The following is a 15825-nucleotide window of genomic DNA, read 5'->3' on the forward strand; positions in this document are numbered from 1 at the left end:
ACGGTAACAATGGCAAATTCAAAAAGAACTCTGTTCTTGAAGCGCCGCTTGCGCGTTCGGAACAAGCTGCGGAAAGTTACTGCCAACCAGGGTCGCCCTCGGTTGTCTGTACACCGCTCCAACAAAAACATCAGCGTCCAGCTGATCGACGATGTAAACGGCGTTACAATCGCGTCCGCTTCTTCGCTCGAAAAGGACCTGGGTTTTTACGGCAAGAACAACATCGAAGCAGCTCAAAAAGTGGGCGCGGCTATTGCCGAGCGTGCTAAAAAAGCTGGTGTTGAAGTTGCATTCTTCGACCGTGGTGGTTTCCTCTTCCACGGTAAGATCAAAGCACTGGCAGACGCTGCCCGTGAAGGCGGTCTGAAGATCTAAACGAACAGTAGGCGGCTTGGACAGCGTTCAGGCCGCCTCGATAATCGGGGACGCGCCACGCGTCACTGCGATTGAGATTAATAGGCGCAAAGCGCGCCACCTGAATAAGGACTGCATTCATGGCAGAACGTGAAAACAACCGGGGCGGCAACCGTCGCAACCGTGAAGAACAAGCACCAGAGTTTGCTGACCGTTTGGTCGCAATCAACCGTGTTTCCAAAACTGTTAAGGGTGGTAAGCGCTTTGGCTTCGCCGCACTCGTAGTTGTTGGCGACCAAAAAGGCCGCGTCGGCTTTGGTAAGGGTAAAGCGAAGGAAGTTCCTGAAGCGATCCGCAAAGCCACTGAGCAAGCGAAGCGTCAGATGATCCGCGTCGCGCTCAAAGACGGCCGCACATTGCACCACGACACAAACGGTCGCCACGGCGCTGGTAAAGTTGTGATGCGGACAGCCCCAGTTGGTACTGGTATTATTGCTGGTGGTCCAATGCGTGCTGTGTTCGAAATGCTGGGTGTTCAGGACGTTGTGTCCAAGTCCATCGGCTCTGCGAACCCATACAACATGATCCGCGCTACAATTAACGGCCTGAAGTCCGAGCAATCCCCACGCAACGTCGCACAGCGTCGTGGCAAAAAGGTTGCCGACATCCTGCCAAAGCGTGATGACGCACCAGCGGCTGAAGCTGCTGCAACTGAGGAGGTCTAAACCATGGCTAAAACAATCGTTGTAAAACAGATTGGTTCTCCAATCCGTCGTCCCGCCAAACAGCGCGCAACGCTGATCGGCCTGGGCCTGAACAAAATGAACCGTACCAAAGAACTGGAAGACACACCTTCCGTGCGCGGCATGGTTAACAAGATCTCTCACATGGTTGAGATCATCGAAGAAAAAGGCTGAGCCTGACTTCGAACGCAGGGGAAACCCCGCAGCGACATTCAGAACGCCTCGCAGAAAACTGCGGGGCGTTTTGCGTTGAATTGGGGGAGGGGGGACGCTGTGATATCGGTGCCATGCACGGGGGCGCAGCGATCCCCATTGGCCTTTGTCGCGGATGCTGCCCCCCCATTTCAGCAGCTAACGACAGCCATTGAGCCCAGAGCCCCCAATGCTAGGGGGCACACGAATGTCGGATTTTGAAAATTATGTTGAGTTGGATAATCCGAACGACCGAGTTTGCTCGGGAAAAGTAACGCAAGTACGGGTTTCCATGCTTTGATGTTTGCGGAACGGCGGTCTACTGCTTTGGAGTAGAGCTGCATGATATTGTAAAAAAAACAATATAAAGCCAACCGTTAGTCGTTCTAGGGGAAGTCATATTGGAGAGATTTTGTGCTTACTTTGAGACGCTCGATGCTTCTTTGGGTTCTTTTTTTGCTGCCGGGGTGTCTTCCCGTGGGCGACCCTCTCGTCAATCTCGATGCTTTTATCCAAGATCTATTTCGATTTCAGATCGACCCAATCGATATTGGGCTACTGAGAAGCGACCCTAGGAAAGCCAATCAACCGCCAGATGATACAAATGAGAGACGCGCAATACATCTTTCGGATAGCTACCAACCTAACCGCAGTGCGTTATCGTGCGATGATGTCGTTCTACAAGGCTATGCTGACTGGGCAATAGGTAACGCTGCTGCCCGAACGGCCAGAGAAAATGCGACAGGGAATGAATCTACCGCTGAGATGCAATGGCCGAACTTCTGGAACTGGAATTCACCTGCTTTGGCTGTACCACAAAAACGAGTTGCTTTCCTAGGAACGCTCTTTTCAGCAACCTACGAAATTGCGTTGCTCAACAGTGAAGCTAACTCTCTGGCCGCCATTGAGCCTGACACAGGCGAACCGTCTGCGCTTGCGCTTGAAAAGGTCTTAGCGGTGCGAGGTCGTGGATATCAGAGTTTGTACGCCAACAGATTGGCCTCAAAGAGGTTTTCAATAGAAAACATCCGCGATTGTGGTGCGTTTACAATTTTCGCTTTGACGATCCAATAAGTGTCTGACTACGATATTGGGGCAATTTTTAAGCCAGTCTAGCTAGATATACAAACGCCAGCTTCCGGAAAGCCAGCGTCCGCGCAACCGCTGCAAAAGGACGCTTGTCCGCTTTGCGGTAATTCGGCGTAGGATCATAAGGTCCGCTTTGGACAACAGGCAGCGGGTTGCTATGGACACTGCCGATTGAAAAACGGCTCAGGTGAAGGGCGTTCCAGCGTGGTGGCGCGCTCGGTCATTTTAGGCGGTCACGGGACGACGCGGCGGTGCACGCATCGTGCACGGGTTGTGCACGTGAGTCACAGGCTGATTTTTACGAATTTAGGTGCGCTTAAGCGGGCAGCAGCATGCCGTCAGATTGCTTGCGGCGACGCCCGAATAACCCCAACCCAAACAGGACCGACCCAAGCAAAAGCACAGATGCCGGCACCGGCACAGGCGCTGGGACTGCGTTGGATGTTGTGAATTCACCGATGGCTGTTTGGCCTACGATGTCGTTCGCGCTATCCGCAGGAAAGAACAAGGAACCAGCGCCGGGGGCGTTGACGAATTCGGCGTAAAGGCCCGGCGTCAGGTTCCATGTCGCGGATCCCGTAAATGCCTGTGTGCCATCAGTAAAACTTACGGTCCCGCCGTTTACGAACGACCAGATGTTCAGGCCGGTGTCGCCGCTAAAGCTCCATAGATTGGCCGAACCGTCGGATGTCTGGTTCGTCGAACTAAAGTCGCCTGATGTGTTATTGATCCCGAACCCCGTGTTGCCGTCCGCAAAGAAATTCGGAAGATAGATACCTACGCCGTCCGATCCAGACACAGTTGCGTTGGCAAGGCCCGGTTCGGCGACGACAGTGATCTGGTTCGCAATGCTTAGGTCAATTGACAGCAGTGTTGCTGCAGCAGACACGCTCGGTGAAAGCACTAACGCTGCGATCAGCGATGAAACCAGTTTTGCCATGACAGTCTCCAACAACAACAAGACACAACCGTCCCAAGATCACGTGACGGTTTACGTTGGGGTGTGTGTTAGAGGGCACCTACGACAATTGTTGGGCTGAAAAGTGTCAATACTGCCAAATTGCCGAAAAATATACATTATTTCTTGTCATTTCCGCTGGCAGCGTTCCACTGGGGGGAGGGGAACGCTGCTCAATTGATTGTGTTTAGGTCGCTGTTTTACGGCCGCGGCCGCCGCGCAGATGCATCACAAACAGCGTCGGTATCTTCCGAAGCGCAGCCCACTTCAGCCTTGAGACACGACAGGATCGCATTTGTTCCAGCAGCACCTGCGTGGTAATGATATACGCCGTTTTCGTCCGAATGGCCGTTGCAGGCGTCGAGCCCCTCCGGCTCTGAACCGTCAGATAGCAAGTGCGTAAAGATTGCATGGCCATCCATCGCGATCCCAACCTGTGCTGCATCGTTTCCGTCGGTTGCAGGTTGATCAAGGCAGTTCGTTACCGCGTGATAATGATAGCCGACATGGGTGTTCACGTGCCCGCCGCAGTCGTCAAAGGGCGCAACCGTATAGGCGGACAGAATGGCATCCACAGGGGCAGGGCCATCAAGACGCACACCATTGTGCGCAAGGCCCGAACCCGCTGTATTGGTCTGCACGGTTTGCGCGCTAAGCTGTGGTTCTAAAGGAATGACGTAAGTCATGCTCGCGTCGTCATCCATGTATTCGGGCAGGCACTGAACGCAGAAATTGTTGTACTCTGGATCAACATCTGGACGGGCGGCTGCTTCGCAAGAGGCCTGTGTGTCCGTGACGTTCACTTCGCCTGTTGTCTCATTGAAAAGTTGCCAGTTCTCGTCACCATAAAGCGTCGATAGTTCCGTGATGAATGTGCCGTCGACGTCCAACACCTCGCCTTCGTTCAGCCAGATGCCGCCTGCCCTCGCATCGTCATTGATCGATGTGGGGCACCATGGGCCGGGCGTGTAATCCTGCGGCTCTGCCTTAACTGTGATCGAAAAGCAGCTTGTCTGGGTGCCGCCCGATAATGTGCAATCCACGATCTCTGGCCCATTGAGGACCACGGCATTTTCGAAAAAATGTTCAATCTCATGTAAGCGATCATCGGTTGTGTCTGCCGAGGCTGAAGTCGCTATCAGCATTGTGGCGGTAAGGTAGGGCAGAGTTTTCATAAGAAATCCGATCATCACTTGGCTGGGTAAATCGTTTGGGCATATCCTGTTCTACGTTGGCGTTTCCCGTTTCCGTCGCCGTAATTTCAATATTGTGAAAAGATTTGAACCGCGTTCATGTCGTGCGGGTTTCCTTCTGCTTTCACGTACTGAGAATTTTGATTTACCCGCCTACTTGATCCGTCCTGCACACCCGTCTATACGCCCCCAGTCGGGTTCCCGAATCCGATCTATTTGAAACGCCGTGTGCCCCATTTCCGTCGCTGGACGGGGTCCTCCGGCAAAAGGAGAAGCGACAATGTTTAAGTTGAACGAACTGTCCGACAACCCGGGCGCAACATCACGCAAAAAACGCATCGGCCGTGGTCCAGGTTCTGGCAAAGGTAAGATGGGTGGCCGTGGTATTAAAGGTCAAAAATCCCGTTCCGGTGTAGCCATCAAAGGCTTCGAAGGCGGTCAGATGCCGATCTACCAACGTCTTCCAAAGCGTGGCTTTAACAACATCAATGCCAAGACATACGCAGTTGTGAACCTTGGTCTGATCCAGAAATTCATCGACGCTGGCAAAATCGACGTCAAAGCGGACATCACCGAAGATGCGCTGATCGCATCCGGTCTGGTACGTCGCAAAAAGGACGGTATCCGCGTTCTGGCCAAAGGTGAATTCACCGCAAAAGCCAACATCGCTGTTCACGGCGCATCAAAAGGTGCGGTTGAAGCAGTTGAAAAGGCTGGCGGAAAGCTCACAACAACTGCCCCTGCGAAAGTAGCGGCTGAGTAAGACCTTGTGAGCGGCCAATTGGTCGCTTACATACCAAACTCAAGTTTTCCCAAACGCCGCCACTCGGGAAACCGTGGCGGCGTTTTTCATGAGAAGAGACCCATATGGCATCCGCAGCAGAGCAAATGGCATCCAACATGAGCTGGGGGGCGTTCGGCAAAGCAACTGAGTTGCGCCAGCGTATCCTGTTCACACTTGGCCTTTTGATCGTTTACCGTCTTGGCACATTCATTCCGGTTCCCGGTATTGATGGTGCTGCCCTTCGTTCCTTTATGGAGGACGCCCAAGCCGGTATCGGTGGCATCCTGTCGATGTTCACCGGTGGTGCGCTGTCCCGCATGGGTATTTTTGCCCTCGGGATCATGCCGTATATCTCTGCATCCATTGTGATCCAGTTGCTGTCCACAATGTACGAGCCGCTGAAAAACCTCAAAAAAGAGGGTGAGCAGGGGCGCCGCAAGATTAACCAATACACGCGTTACCTGACCGTGATCGTGGCGACAGCACAGGCCTTTGGTCTTGCCGCATCGCTCGAGGCGGGTGGGCTTGCGTCCAATCCGGGCCTGTTCTTCCAAGCGTCGTGCATCATTACGATTGTTGGCGGGACGATGTTCCTGATGTGGCTGGGTGAGCAAATCACCGCACGTGGCATCGGCAACGGTATTTCCTTGATCATCTTCGTCGGCATTATTGCCGAGGTTCCAGCAGCGCTTGCGCAGTTCCTGTCGCAAGGCCGGTCCGGTGCGATCAGCCCTGTTGTGATCGTCGGTGTCATCCTGATGGTGATCGCGGTTCTGACGTTTGTTGTGTTCATGGAACGCAGCCTGCGGAAAATCCACATCCAATACCCACGTCAACAGCGCGGCATGAAGGTCTACGACAGTTCGTCGTCCCACCTGCCGATCAAGGTGAACCCTGCAGGCGTTATGCCAGCGATCTTTGCATCCGCATTGCTGTTGCTGCCCACAACGATCAGCACGTTCTCTGGCGGGTCAACGAACCCTGTGATGTCGACTATTCTGGCCTACTTTGGCCCTGGTCAGCCGCTTTACCTAATCTTCTTCTCAGCGATGATCATCTTCTTCACGTATTTCTACACGAAGGAAGTTGCGTTCAAGACGGAAGAAGTCGCAGAGAACCTGAAGAACCAGAATGGTTTTGTGCCGGGTATTCGTCCCGGTAAAAAGACCGCTGACTACCTAGATTATGTTGTGAACCGTATTCTGGTTCTGGGTTCCGGTTACCTTGCTTTGGTTGCCCTGATGCCAGAGATCATTCGTTCACAGCTGTCCATCCCGTTCTACTTTGGCGGCACGTCGATCTTGATTATTGTGTCTGTTGGTATGGACACGATCCAGCAAATCCAGTCACACCTTCTTGCACATCAGTACGAAGGCCTGATTGAAAAATCGCAACTCCGTGGTAAACGCGGTGGAGCAAAACGTAAGGGACCGTCACGCCGATGAATATTATTCTGCTTGGACCGCCAGGAGCGGGCAAAGGAACACAAGCCTCCATCTTGGTCAAAGAGCGGAATATGGTTCAACTCAGCACCGGTGACATGCTGCGCGCAGCAAAGACATCGGGCACCGAGATGGGCAAAAAGGTTGCTGCCGTTATGGACGCTGGCAACCTTGTGACGGACGAGATCGTGATTGGTTTGATTCGCGAACAGCTGGAAGTTCAGAAAGACGCGAACGGTTTTATCTTTGATGGCTTCCCACGGACATTGGCACAGGCCGATGCGCTTGGTGAACTGCTGGCAGAGATGGGCGAGACGCTCGACCACGTGATTGAGCTGGAAGTGAACGAAGATGTGCTTGTGCAGCGTATCCTCGGTCGTGCGGCAGAAGCCGTAGCTGCCGGAGGCACCGCCCGTGCTGACGACAACGAAGAAAGCCTGAAGATCCGCCTGATGGCCTACTATAAGCAGACTTCACCGCTGATCGGGTATTACTACGCCAAGGGTGATTTGAAATCAGTTGATGGGCTCGCGTCGATGGAAGACGTGGCTGGAAGCATCAAGGCGGTCCTTGGTTGACCCAAACGCGTAAGCGCCGGGACTGGATCGATTTAGCGATTTTTGCCATTTCGCTGTGTTCCGGTTTTGCGTTTTACGTTTTGCTGAGCCGGTACTTTAACGCAGAGTTTGCCTTGCTGGAAAGCTACTGCGACGGCTGGCGCGATTGGAATATTGTGGAAGGTGTGCTTCTTGAGGAGCCGAAAGAGTGGCGCGACCATTGCCGTGTGCTCACGAGGAACCTTCATTTGTCTTCAGGGATAAATAATATGGCCTGTGGGGTGCTTGGCTACGGCCTATTTCGGCTGATCAGAGACGTTATGTTTTGGCGTGATCCTGCGGTTCGATCTAAGACTTGACCCCCCGCTGAATCACTCCTAAACACCCCCATCTCTTATGAGAATCATTTTGCAGGAATTGGGTCGCACCCGATGATCGCAAGCTACCTCGATATGACGCAGCCCGGCGCCTTTAGGTCCGGGCTTCCGTTGTGAAAAAAGGGTCTGGAACCACGGACCCGCAACGTAAAGGAAATGCACGTGGCACGTATTGCTGGCGTAAACATCCCTACAGGAAAGCGCGTTCCAATCGCACTGACCTACATCACCGGAATCGGCTCTACCACAGCTGTTCAGATCTGCGACGCGATCGGTATCGATCACACACGTCGTGTGAACGAACTGTCTGACGCAGAAGTCTTGAAAGTCCGTGAATACATCGACGAAAATCTGACTGTCGAAGGCGACCTGCGCCGCGAAGTTCAGATGAACGTGAAGCGTCTGATGGACCTCGGTTGCTACCGTGGCCTGCGTCACCGTCGTAACCTCCCTGTGCGCGGTCAGCGTACATCTACCAACGCGCGTACTCGCAAAGGCCCTGCAAAGGCCATTGCTGGTAAGAAGAAATAAGGGAGGGCTGATATCATGGCACGCGAAGCTAAACGCACCAAGAAGAAGGTCTCCAAGAACATCGCCGCTGGCGTTGCTCACGTGAACTCTTCGTTCAACAACACAAAAATCCTGATCTCCGACGTACAGGGCAACGCCATTTCATGGTCGTCCGCTGGTACAATGGGCTTTAAAGGCTCACGGAAGTCCACACCTTACGCGGCTCAGATGGCTGCTGAAGATGCGGGCAAAAAAGCACAAGACCACGGTGTGAAGACGCTGGAAGTCGAAGTGCAAGGTCCAGGTTCTGGCCGTGAGTCCGCATTGCGCGCTCTGGCTGCTATCGGTTTCAACATCACATCGATCCGTGACGTGACGCCAATGGCACACAACGGCTGCCGCCCACCAAAGCGCCGCCGCGTCTAAGCGAATTACCCGTGATGGGGCTGTGCATTTGCACGGCCCCATTCCGTCATTTTGAAACCTCGGGCGTTTGCCTTTTGATCATGAAAGGTAGACTGGAATGGAGGGACACATGATCCACAAGAACTGGGCTGAATTAATCAAGCCAACACAGCTGGAAGTGAAGCCGGGTAATGACCCAGCACGCCAAGCCACTGTAATTGCCGAACCGCTTGAGCGCGGCTTTGGTCTGACACTGGGTAACGCCCTGCGTCGTATTCTGATGTCATCCCTTCAAGGTGCTGCCATCACTGCCGTACAGATCGACAACGTTCTGCACGAGTTTAGCTCTGTGTCTGGTGTGCGTGAAGACGTAACTGACATCGTGCTTAACCTCAAAGGTGTGGCGATCCGTATGGATGTCGAAGGCCCTAAGCGTTTGTCAGTACAAGCCAAAGGTCCAGGTGTTGTCACTGCTGGTGACATCTCTGAAACCAACGGCATCGAAGTGCTGAACAAGGATCACATCATCTGTCACCTCGATGATGGCGCTGATCTGTACATGGAACTGACCGTGAATACCGGTAAGGGCTATGTTGCAGCTGAGAAGAACAAACCAGAAGACGCGCCGATCGGCATGATCTCAATCGATGCGATTTATTCGCCGGTTAAGAAGGTGTCATATGACGTGCAGCCTACCCGTGAAGGTCAGGTTCTGGACTATGATAAACTGACGATGAAGGTTGAGACTGATGGGTCTTTGACACCTGACGATGCCGTCGCTTACGCGGCCCGCATTTTGCAGGATCAGCTGTCCATCTTCGTCAACTTCGACGAGCCTGAATCAGCACAAGCTGGTGCAGACGATGACGGTCTTGAGTTCAACCCGCTGCTTCTTAAGAAAGTGGACGAGTTGGAACTGTCTGTTCGTTCCGCGAACTGCCTGAAGAACGACAACATCGTTTACATCGGTGATCTGATCCAGAAAACCGAAGCTGAAATGCTGCGCACACCGAACTTCGGTCGGAAATCTTTGAACGAGATCAAAGAAGTTCTGTCCGGCATGGGTCTGCACCTCGGCATGGACGTTGAGGACTGGCCACCAGACAACATCGAAGATCTTGCGAAGAAATTCGAAGATCAGTTCTAAGACATTGGGCGGGTTTTCGGACCCGCCCTTTCACGACAATGCCGGCAATGACCGGGAACATATGGGCAATCACGCCCCAACAGAGTGGGGGACACGCATCCCTTGCCGTACAAAGCATAAAGCACTTTAGGAGACTGACATGCGCCACGGACATGGTTACCGTAAACTGAACCGTACACACGAGCACCGCAAAGCGATGTTCGCAAACATGGCTGGTTCTTTGATCGAGCACGAGCAGATCAAAACAACACTGCCAAAAGCTAAAGAATTGAAGCGCGTGATCGAAAAGCTCGTCACGCTCGCAAAGCGCGGCGACTTGCACGCACGTCGTCAGGCAAACGCACAGCTGAAGCAAGAAATGCACACAGCACGTTTGTTCGAAATCCTCGGCCCACGCTACAAAGACCGCCAAGGTGGTTACGTGCGTGTGATGAAAGCGGGCTTCCGCTACGGTGACATGGCGCCAATGGCGATCATCGAATTCGTAGACCGCGACGTTGATGCAAAAGGCGCGGCTGACAAAGCACGTCTGGCAGAGTCCGACGCAGAGTAAGCCAATCGGCTAAGTATTCGGAAAAGCCCCGTGCATCCCGCGCGGGGCTTTTTCTTTGTCTCCTTTAAGTTTAGCGCATAGGTTCCCGTTATGGCTGATCTTTTTGAAACATCTGCGGCGACACCCGCTGCTGGACCCCGCCCATTGGCAGATAGACTACGCCCACAGTCTTTGGGCGACGTCATCGGTCAGGAACAGGTGCTTGGCCCCGATGCGCCTTTGGGCATTATGTTGTCGTCGGGATCGTTGTCATCCCTGATTTTCTGGGGCCCGCCTGGCGTTGGGAAAACGACGATCGCGCGGTTGCTCGCGAACGAATCCGATCTGCATTTTGTCCAGATATCCGCGATCTTTACGGGTGTGCCTGAACTGCGCAAAGTCTTTGAGGCTGCGAAAATCAGACGCCAGAACGGGAAGGGGACGTTGTTGTTCGTCGACGAAATCCACCGTTTCAACAAAGCACAGCAGGACGGTTTTCTGCCCTACATGGAAGACGGCACCATCCTATTGGTTGGGGCTACAACCGAGAACCCGTCGTTTGAACTGAACGCCGCGGTGCTGTCGCGCAGTCAGGTGCTGATCCTGTCGCGGCTGACCGAGGATGACCTTGAACGATTGGCGCAGCGTGCAGAACGCGAGCTGGATCGAAAACTGCCGTTAGATGCACAGGCACGTGCCGCTTTGATCGAAATGGCCGATGGTGACGGGCGCGGGTTGTTGAACCTGATCGAGCAGATCGCTGCATGGAAGGTTGATGCGCCGCTGACGGCCGATGATCTGTCTAAGCGTTTGATGAAACGTGCGGCCAAATACGACAAAACAGGTGATGAGCATTACAATCTGATCAGCGCCTTGCACAAATCGGTGCGTGGCTCTGACCCTGATGCCGCACTCTATTGGTTTGCACGGATGTTAGCGGGGGGCGAGGACCCGCGTTATCTGGCCCGCCGCATCACGCGCATGGCGGTTGAAGATATCGCACTGGCCGATCCGCAGGCGCACCGCGTGTGTCTGGATGCATGGGAAACCTACGAACGGCTTGGGTCGCCTGAGGGGGAATTGGCTTTGGCGGGTGCCGTAACCTATGTCGCGCTCGCTCCAAAATCGAACGCGGTTTACGTCGCCTATAAGGCCGCGATGAATGCCGCGAAGAAACACGGGTCTGAACCGCCCCCCGCGCATATTCTGAACGCCCCAACGACGTTGATGAAAGAGCAGGGGTTCGGCGCGGGCTATGCCTATGATCACGACGCAGAAGACGGGTTCAGTGGCCAGAACTATTTCCCCGAAACGATGAAACGCGGCGAATACTACGCCCCCGTTGATCGTGGCTTTGAGCGTGATCTCAAGAAACGCGTTGAATATTTCGCGGGACTGCGCGCCAAGAGGGCAAAGTCATGACTGTCGTGTCCGTCGCCCTAGGTGGCGCAATCGGGGCGGTGTTGCGGTATTGGGTGGGGCTGGCTGTCGCTTTCCCGCTCGGGACGCTGACCGTCAATGTCGTGGGATCGCTGATTATTGGAATCGTCTGGGCCTACGTCAATGCAAAGGGCCTGCACGCGTGGTTGCCGTTCATTATGACCGGTTTATTGGGCGGTTTTACCACGTTTAGTGCGTTTTCCTTGGATACGGTGCGTCTGATCGAGGCGGGAAGGCTGGCGGCGGCTGGTGGATATGTTATGGCGTCCGTTCTGTTATCGCTGGCGGCCTGTGTCGTCGGCCATTGGATGATTAGGGGCACGCTATGAGCGGCGTACAAACACGGGTCGTGGGACCAGACGAAGGTGATCAACGCGTTGACCGTTATTTGCGGCGCTTGTTTCCGCATGTGACCCAAGGCCGGATCGAAAAGATGTGCCGCAAAGGCGAGGTCCGCGTTGACGGTGGCCGTGTGAAGTCGAATTCACGCGTCGAAGTTGGCCAGAAAGTTCGTATCCCCCCATTGCCGACCGAAGAAGAAGCTGCAGCAGCTGCGCGGCTGAACAAGCACGGCGTCACCAAGGCTGATGCGAAGCTGATCCAGTCCTGTGTGATCTACCGCGACGCCGATATGATCGTGATCAACAAACCTGCGGGCCTTGCCACGCAAGGTGGCACGAACACGACGCGCCACGTAGACGGGCTGTCGGAAGCGTTGATGTATGATTACGACGAAAAGCCGCGTTTGGTGCATCGTCTTGATAAGGATACGTCGGGCGTGCTGGTTTTGGCCCGCACCCGTATGGCCGCGCGTGCTTTGACCGAAAACATGAAGCATCGCGAAACCCGCAAGATTTACTGGGCCGCGATTGCCGGTGTGCCGCATCCACGTGCCGCGACCATCAAATACGGTCTGATGAAAGCTGGCGGCGGACGCGGTGGCGAAAACGAAAAGATGGTGTGCATTCACCCCGGTGAAGTTGCCAAAACCGAAGGCGCGAAACGTGCCACGTCTGACTACGCCGTCATGGATACGCTTGCCTCGCGTGCGTCATGGTGCGCCTTGGTGCCGATTACGGGGCGGACGCATCAGTTGCGCGCCCATATGGCCGAGATTGGCCACCCGATTGTCGGTGATGGCAAATACGGCGGGTCCGAGCAGGAAAATCTTGGCGATGGCTGGGGCGCGGGCATGGGCAGCGAAATCGGCCGCAAGATGCATTTGCATGCGCGTAGCTTGAAGATTGAACATCCGACGACCGGTGCGGTCATGGATTTCATCGCACCACTTCCAGAGCATATGCAAAAGACGTGGGATTTTGTCGGGTGGAAAGTCAGCCACGCCCCCGCTGATCCGTTCAATATGCCAGATGCCTGAACCGCGGCTTGTCATCTTTGACGTGGACGGCACCTTGGTCGATAGCCAAGAGATGATCGTCGCGGCCTTCACGCATGCCTATGCTGGACTTGATCTTGCGCCACCGCCCCGCGATCAAATGTTGCGGTTCGTCGGGCGGTCGCTCGAGCTGATTTTTCCGGAATTGTCGCCTGAACTCGACGCGCCGCTGCACGACAAGCTAACGCAAGGCTACCGTGACGCGTATTTCCATTTGCGCAAGACACGCGGCAGCAACGCGACGTCGCCATTGTATCCAGGGGCGATGCAGGCGCTTGAAACGCTACGGGCGCAGGATTGGACTTTGCTTGCGGTTGCGACAGGGAAATCCAAGCGCGGCCTTGATAAGCTGATCGAAGGATATGGGCTTGAGGGCTATTTTCTGAGCCAACAAGTGGCCGACTTTCATCCGTCAAAACCACATCCCGCGATGGTGCAGGCTTGCCTGAACGAAACAGGCGTTGCCGCTAATCGCACCGTCATGATCGGTGACACGACCTTTGATATCGACATGGGTCGTGCCGCCGGCGTGAAAACAATTGGTGTTTCTTGGGGGTATCATCCGGTTGAGACCTTGCAAGCCGACACAATCATCCACAGCTTTGATGCGCTTCATAGCGCGATAGACGATCTAATAGGACTTGAGACATGAGCGACTGGGCCGCGAAACGCTTTTGGAAGACAACAGCAGCCGTTGAATGTGACGGCGGCTATGCGATTGAACTGGACGGGCGTCCTGTCAAAACACCTGCAAAGGTGGCGTTGGTTGTGCCAACCGCTGATATGGCGGCGGCGGTGGCGTCCGAATGGGACGCGCAGGTTGATTTAATTGATCCTACAACAATGCCGGTGACGCGCGGTGCGAACGCGGCAATCGATAAGGTGTCCGTACAAAAGGCCGAAGTGGTCGAAATGCTGGCCGCCTACGGTGACAGTGATTTGTTGTGTTACCGTGCTGCGGGCCCTGCGGAATTGATCGCGCGCCAAGCGGATCATTGGGACCCATTGTTGCGGTGGGCAAAAGGACGGTTTGATGCCGACCTGAAAAGCGCTGAGGGCGTTATGCATGTCCCACAGGACGGTGGTGCACTGACGCGCCTGAAAGCAGAGCTGGATGCGATGACACATTTCCAGATCGCGGCTGCCCACGATTTGATCAGCTTGTCGGGGTCGCTTGTCATCGCGCTGGCGGTGATCGATGGTCATTTAAGCGAAGAAGACGGGTGGGCAGTGTCGCGCGTCGACGAAGAATGGCAGTTTGAACAATGGGGTGACGACGACGATGCGCGTGCGCTCGAATCTGTTAAACGCCAAGCTTTTTTTGATGCTGCTAATTTCTACAAAATGGCCCGGACCTAGCGTCACCTCTCGTTAGACGGGTGTGCGAAAGCCGTCGTTTGAGGCGTTTGCGTATTTTGATAGCAAATTTGTCTGAGAATCCCTTGACGATTCCCGATGATTCCTCCCACTCTAGGGCAGTTAAAGGCGGGGTGTCCCGTCTGGAGCTTCATAACTATCCCTGAAGGGATGGAACAAAACCGCCCGAACGGGAGTAAGGGCGGAAACTCAGGAAGAGGTAACAATGAAAAAAACCGTATTTCTCGGCGCACTCACGGTCGCTGGTCTGGCTGCAGCATCTGCATCCGCGGCAACACTGGATGACGTCAAAGAGCGCGGCAAACTGAACTGTGGTGTGACCACAGGTCTTGTCGGTTTTGCGGCACCTGATGCGAACGGCGAATGGGCTGGCTTTGACGTTGCAGTCTGCCGCGCAGTTGCAGCTGCAGTTCTTGGCGACCCAACTGCCGTTGAATTCGTTCCAACAACTGGTCAGACACGCTTCACAGCGCTGGCGTCCGGCGAAATCGACATGCTGGCACGTAACACCACATGGACATTCTCACGCGACACAGACCTTAAGTTTGATTTCGTAGGCGTGAACTACTACGACGGCCAAGGCTTCTTGATCCCGAAAGAGCTGGGCGTTGCCTCTGCTAAGGATCTGGACGGCGCGACTGTATGTATCCAAACTGGTACAACAACAGAGCTGAACCTTGCTGACTTCTTCCGCGTCAACAACATCTCTTACGAGCCTGTGCCGATTGAAACAAACGCAGAAGGCCAGCAGCAGTACCTTGCCGGTGCTTGCGACGTTTACACAACTGACGCATCCGGTCTTGCTTCGACACGTGCGACATTTGAAAACCCAGACGATCACGTTCTGATGCCAGAAATCATCTCCAAAGAGCCACTTGGCCCGCTGGTACGTCACGGTGATTCCGAATGGGGCGACATCGTACGCTGGACACTGAACGCACTGATCACAGCTGAAGAGCTGGGTGTGTCTTCATCCAACCTTGCTGAGCTGTCCGCAGCTGCAACTGACAACCCAGAAGTGAACCGTTTGCTCGGTACTGAAGGTGAGTTGGGCGCGATGATCGGTCTTGACGCTGGTTGGGCTGCTGCCGCTATCGGCGCAGAAGGCAACTACGGCGAGATCTTCGAGAAGAACATCGGTGAGAACACACCAATTGGTCTTGCTCGTGGTCTGAACGCACAGTGGACCGAAGGCGGCCTGCTGTATTCACCACCATTCCGCTAAATCCGGAATACGAAGGGCCCGGCATAACGTCCGGGCCCTTCGGCTTTAAGATTTAAGACGACATTACAAAAACAGCATCTCGCGCCTTGATAGATCCACATAAG

At 54.4% G+C, this 15825-nt stretch carries 19 protein-coding genes; 17 read left to right on the plus strand and 2 right to left on the minus strand.

Annotation, left to right across the window (positions count from 1 at the left end):
* Nucleotides 1-9: 9 nt before the first annotated feature.
* The 4 genes from rplR to AC0L7R_RS04490 all read left to right on the plus strand — a co-directional run bounded on the left by rplR (nt 10) and on the right by AC0L7R_RS04490 (nt 2363).
* Nucleotides 10-375, plus strand: a complete 366-nt coding sequence (gene rplR / locus AC0L7R_RS04475) for a 50S ribosomal protein L18 (RefSeq protein ID WP_247129894.1) — start codon at nt 10-12, stop codon at nt 373-375.
* A 119-nt stretch (nt 376-494) separates the two neighbouring features.
* Nucleotides 495-1079, plus strand: a complete 585-nt coding sequence (gene rpsE, locus AC0L7R_RS04480) for a 30S ribosomal protein S5 (RefSeq protein WP_473659087.1) — start codon at nt 495-497, stop codon at nt 1077-1079.
* 3 nt (nt 1080-1082) lie between these two features.
* Complete coding sequence (gene rpmD / locus AC0L7R_RS04485; protein ID WP_247129892.1) at nt 1083-1271, plus strand: 50S ribosomal protein L30; 189 nt, start codon at nt 1083-1085, stop codon at nt 1269-1271.
* A 453-nt stretch (nt 1272-1724) separates the two neighbouring features.
* On the plus strand, nt 1725-2363 hold the full coding sequence (locus AC0L7R_RS04490) for a hypothetical protein (RefSeq protein WP_473659090.1): 639 nt from the start codon (nt 1725-1727) through the stop codon (nt 2361-2363).
* 331 nt (nt 2364-2694) lie between these two features.
* Here AC0L7R_RS04490 and AC0L7R_RS04495 read toward each other — a convergent pair whose 3' ends face one another.
* Nucleotides 2695-3318 carry a PEP-CTERM sorting domain-containing protein gene (locus AC0L7R_RS04495; protein ID WP_473659092.1) on the minus strand — a complete coding sequence of 208 codons (624 nt, stop codon included), beginning with the start codon at nt 3316-3318 and terminating at the stop codon, nt 2695-2697.
* Between the two features lie 218 nt (nt 3319-3536).
* A complete protein-coding gene (locus AC0L7R_RS04500; RefSeq protein ID WP_473659094.1) occupies nt 3537-4511 on the minus strand; it encodes a YHYH protein in 975 nt (324 codons plus the stop codon).
* A 298-nt stretch (nt 4512-4809) separates the two neighbouring features.
* On the opposite strand from AC0L7R_RS04500, the gene rplO reads away from it, so the two are divergent.
* The 13 genes from rplO (at nt 4810) to AC0L7R_RS04565 (ending at nt 15721) form a co-directional block, all read left to right on the plus strand.
* On the plus strand, nt 4810-5292 hold the full coding sequence (rplO, locus tag AC0L7R_RS04505; protein WP_348107804.1) for a 50S ribosomal protein L15: 483 nt from the start codon (nt 4810-4812) through the stop codon (nt 5290-5292).
* 104 nt (nt 5293-5396) lie between these two features.
* On the plus strand, nt 5397-6758 hold the full coding sequence (secY, locus tag AC0L7R_RS04510) for a preprotein translocase subunit SecY (protein ID WP_247129887.1): 1362 nt from the start codon (nt 5397-5399) through the stop codon (nt 6756-6758).
* A complete protein-coding gene (locus AC0L7R_RS04515; RefSeq protein ID WP_473659097.1) occupies nt 6755-7333 on the plus strand; it encodes an adenylate kinase in 579 nt (192 codons plus the stop codon). The genes secY and AC0L7R_RS04515 overlap by 4 nt, the downstream gene beginning before the upstream one ends.
* Nucleotides 7334-7851: 518 nt before the next feature.
* Entirely contained in the window at nt 7852-8220 is a 369-nt protein-coding gene (rpsM, locus tag AC0L7R_RS04520; RefSeq protein ID WP_247129885.1) for a 30S ribosomal protein S13, read from the plus strand.
* 15 nt (nt 8221-8235) lie between these two features.
* The gene (gene rpsK, locus AC0L7R_RS04525) at nt 8236-8625 is read left to right on the plus strand and encodes a 30S ribosomal protein S11 (RefSeq protein WP_247129884.1); all 390 of its coding nucleotides are present in this window, start codon (nt 8236-8238) and stop codon (nt 8623-8625) included.
* Between the two features lie 109 nt (nt 8626-8734).
* Nucleotides 8735-9751 carry a DNA-directed RNA polymerase subunit alpha gene (locus AC0L7R_RS04530; protein WP_247129883.1) on the plus strand — a complete coding sequence of 339 codons (1017 nt, stop codon included), beginning with the start codon at nt 8735-8737 and terminating at the stop codon, nt 9749-9751.
* Between the two features lie 139 nt (nt 9752-9890).
* Complete coding sequence (gene rplQ, locus AC0L7R_RS04535; protein ID WP_247129882.1) at nt 9891-10304, plus strand: 50S ribosomal protein L17; 414 nt, start codon at nt 9891-9893, stop codon at nt 10302-10304.
* 90 nt (nt 10305-10394) lie between these two features.
* Nucleotides 10395-11705, plus strand: a complete 1311-nt coding sequence (locus AC0L7R_RS04540) for a replication-associated recombination protein A (RefSeq protein ID WP_473659100.1) — start codon at nt 10395-10397, stop codon at nt 11703-11705.
* Nucleotides 11702-12052: a fluoride efflux transporter CrcB gene (gene crcB / locus AC0L7R_RS04545; protein WP_247129880.1), complete on the plus strand. Its 351-nt coding sequence runs from the start codon at nt 11702-11704 to the stop codon at nt 12050-12052. The genes AC0L7R_RS04540 and crcB overlap by 4 nt, the downstream gene beginning before the upstream one ends.
* Nucleotides 12049-13101 carry an RluA family pseudouridine synthase gene (locus AC0L7R_RS04550; protein WP_247129879.1) on the plus strand — a complete coding sequence of 351 codons (1053 nt, stop codon included), beginning with the start codon at nt 12049-12051 and terminating at the stop codon, nt 13099-13101. Before crcB ends, AC0L7R_RS04550 begins: the two co-directional genes overlap by 4 nt.
* On the plus strand, nt 13094-13771 hold the full coding sequence (locus AC0L7R_RS04555) for an HAD-IA family hydrolase (protein ID WP_473659103.1): 678 nt from the start codon (nt 13094-13096) through the stop codon (nt 13769-13771). Before AC0L7R_RS04550 ends, AC0L7R_RS04555 begins: the two co-directional genes overlap by 8 nt.
* Entirely contained in the window at nt 13768-14478 is a 711-nt protein-coding gene (locus tag AC0L7R_RS04560) for an ATP12 family protein (RefSeq protein WP_473659105.1), read from the plus strand. The genes AC0L7R_RS04555 and AC0L7R_RS04560 overlap by 4 nt, the downstream gene beginning before the upstream one ends.
* A 223-nt stretch (nt 14479-14701) precedes the next feature.
* On the plus strand, nt 14702-15721 hold the full coding sequence (locus AC0L7R_RS04565; RefSeq protein WP_247129876.1) for an amino acid ABC transporter substrate-binding protein: 1020 nt from the start codon (nt 14702-14704) through the stop codon (nt 15719-15721).
* Nucleotides 15722-15825 lie beyond the last annotated feature (104 nt).

The sequence above is a fragment of the Yoonia sp. D2-7 genome (assembly GCF_055809435.1).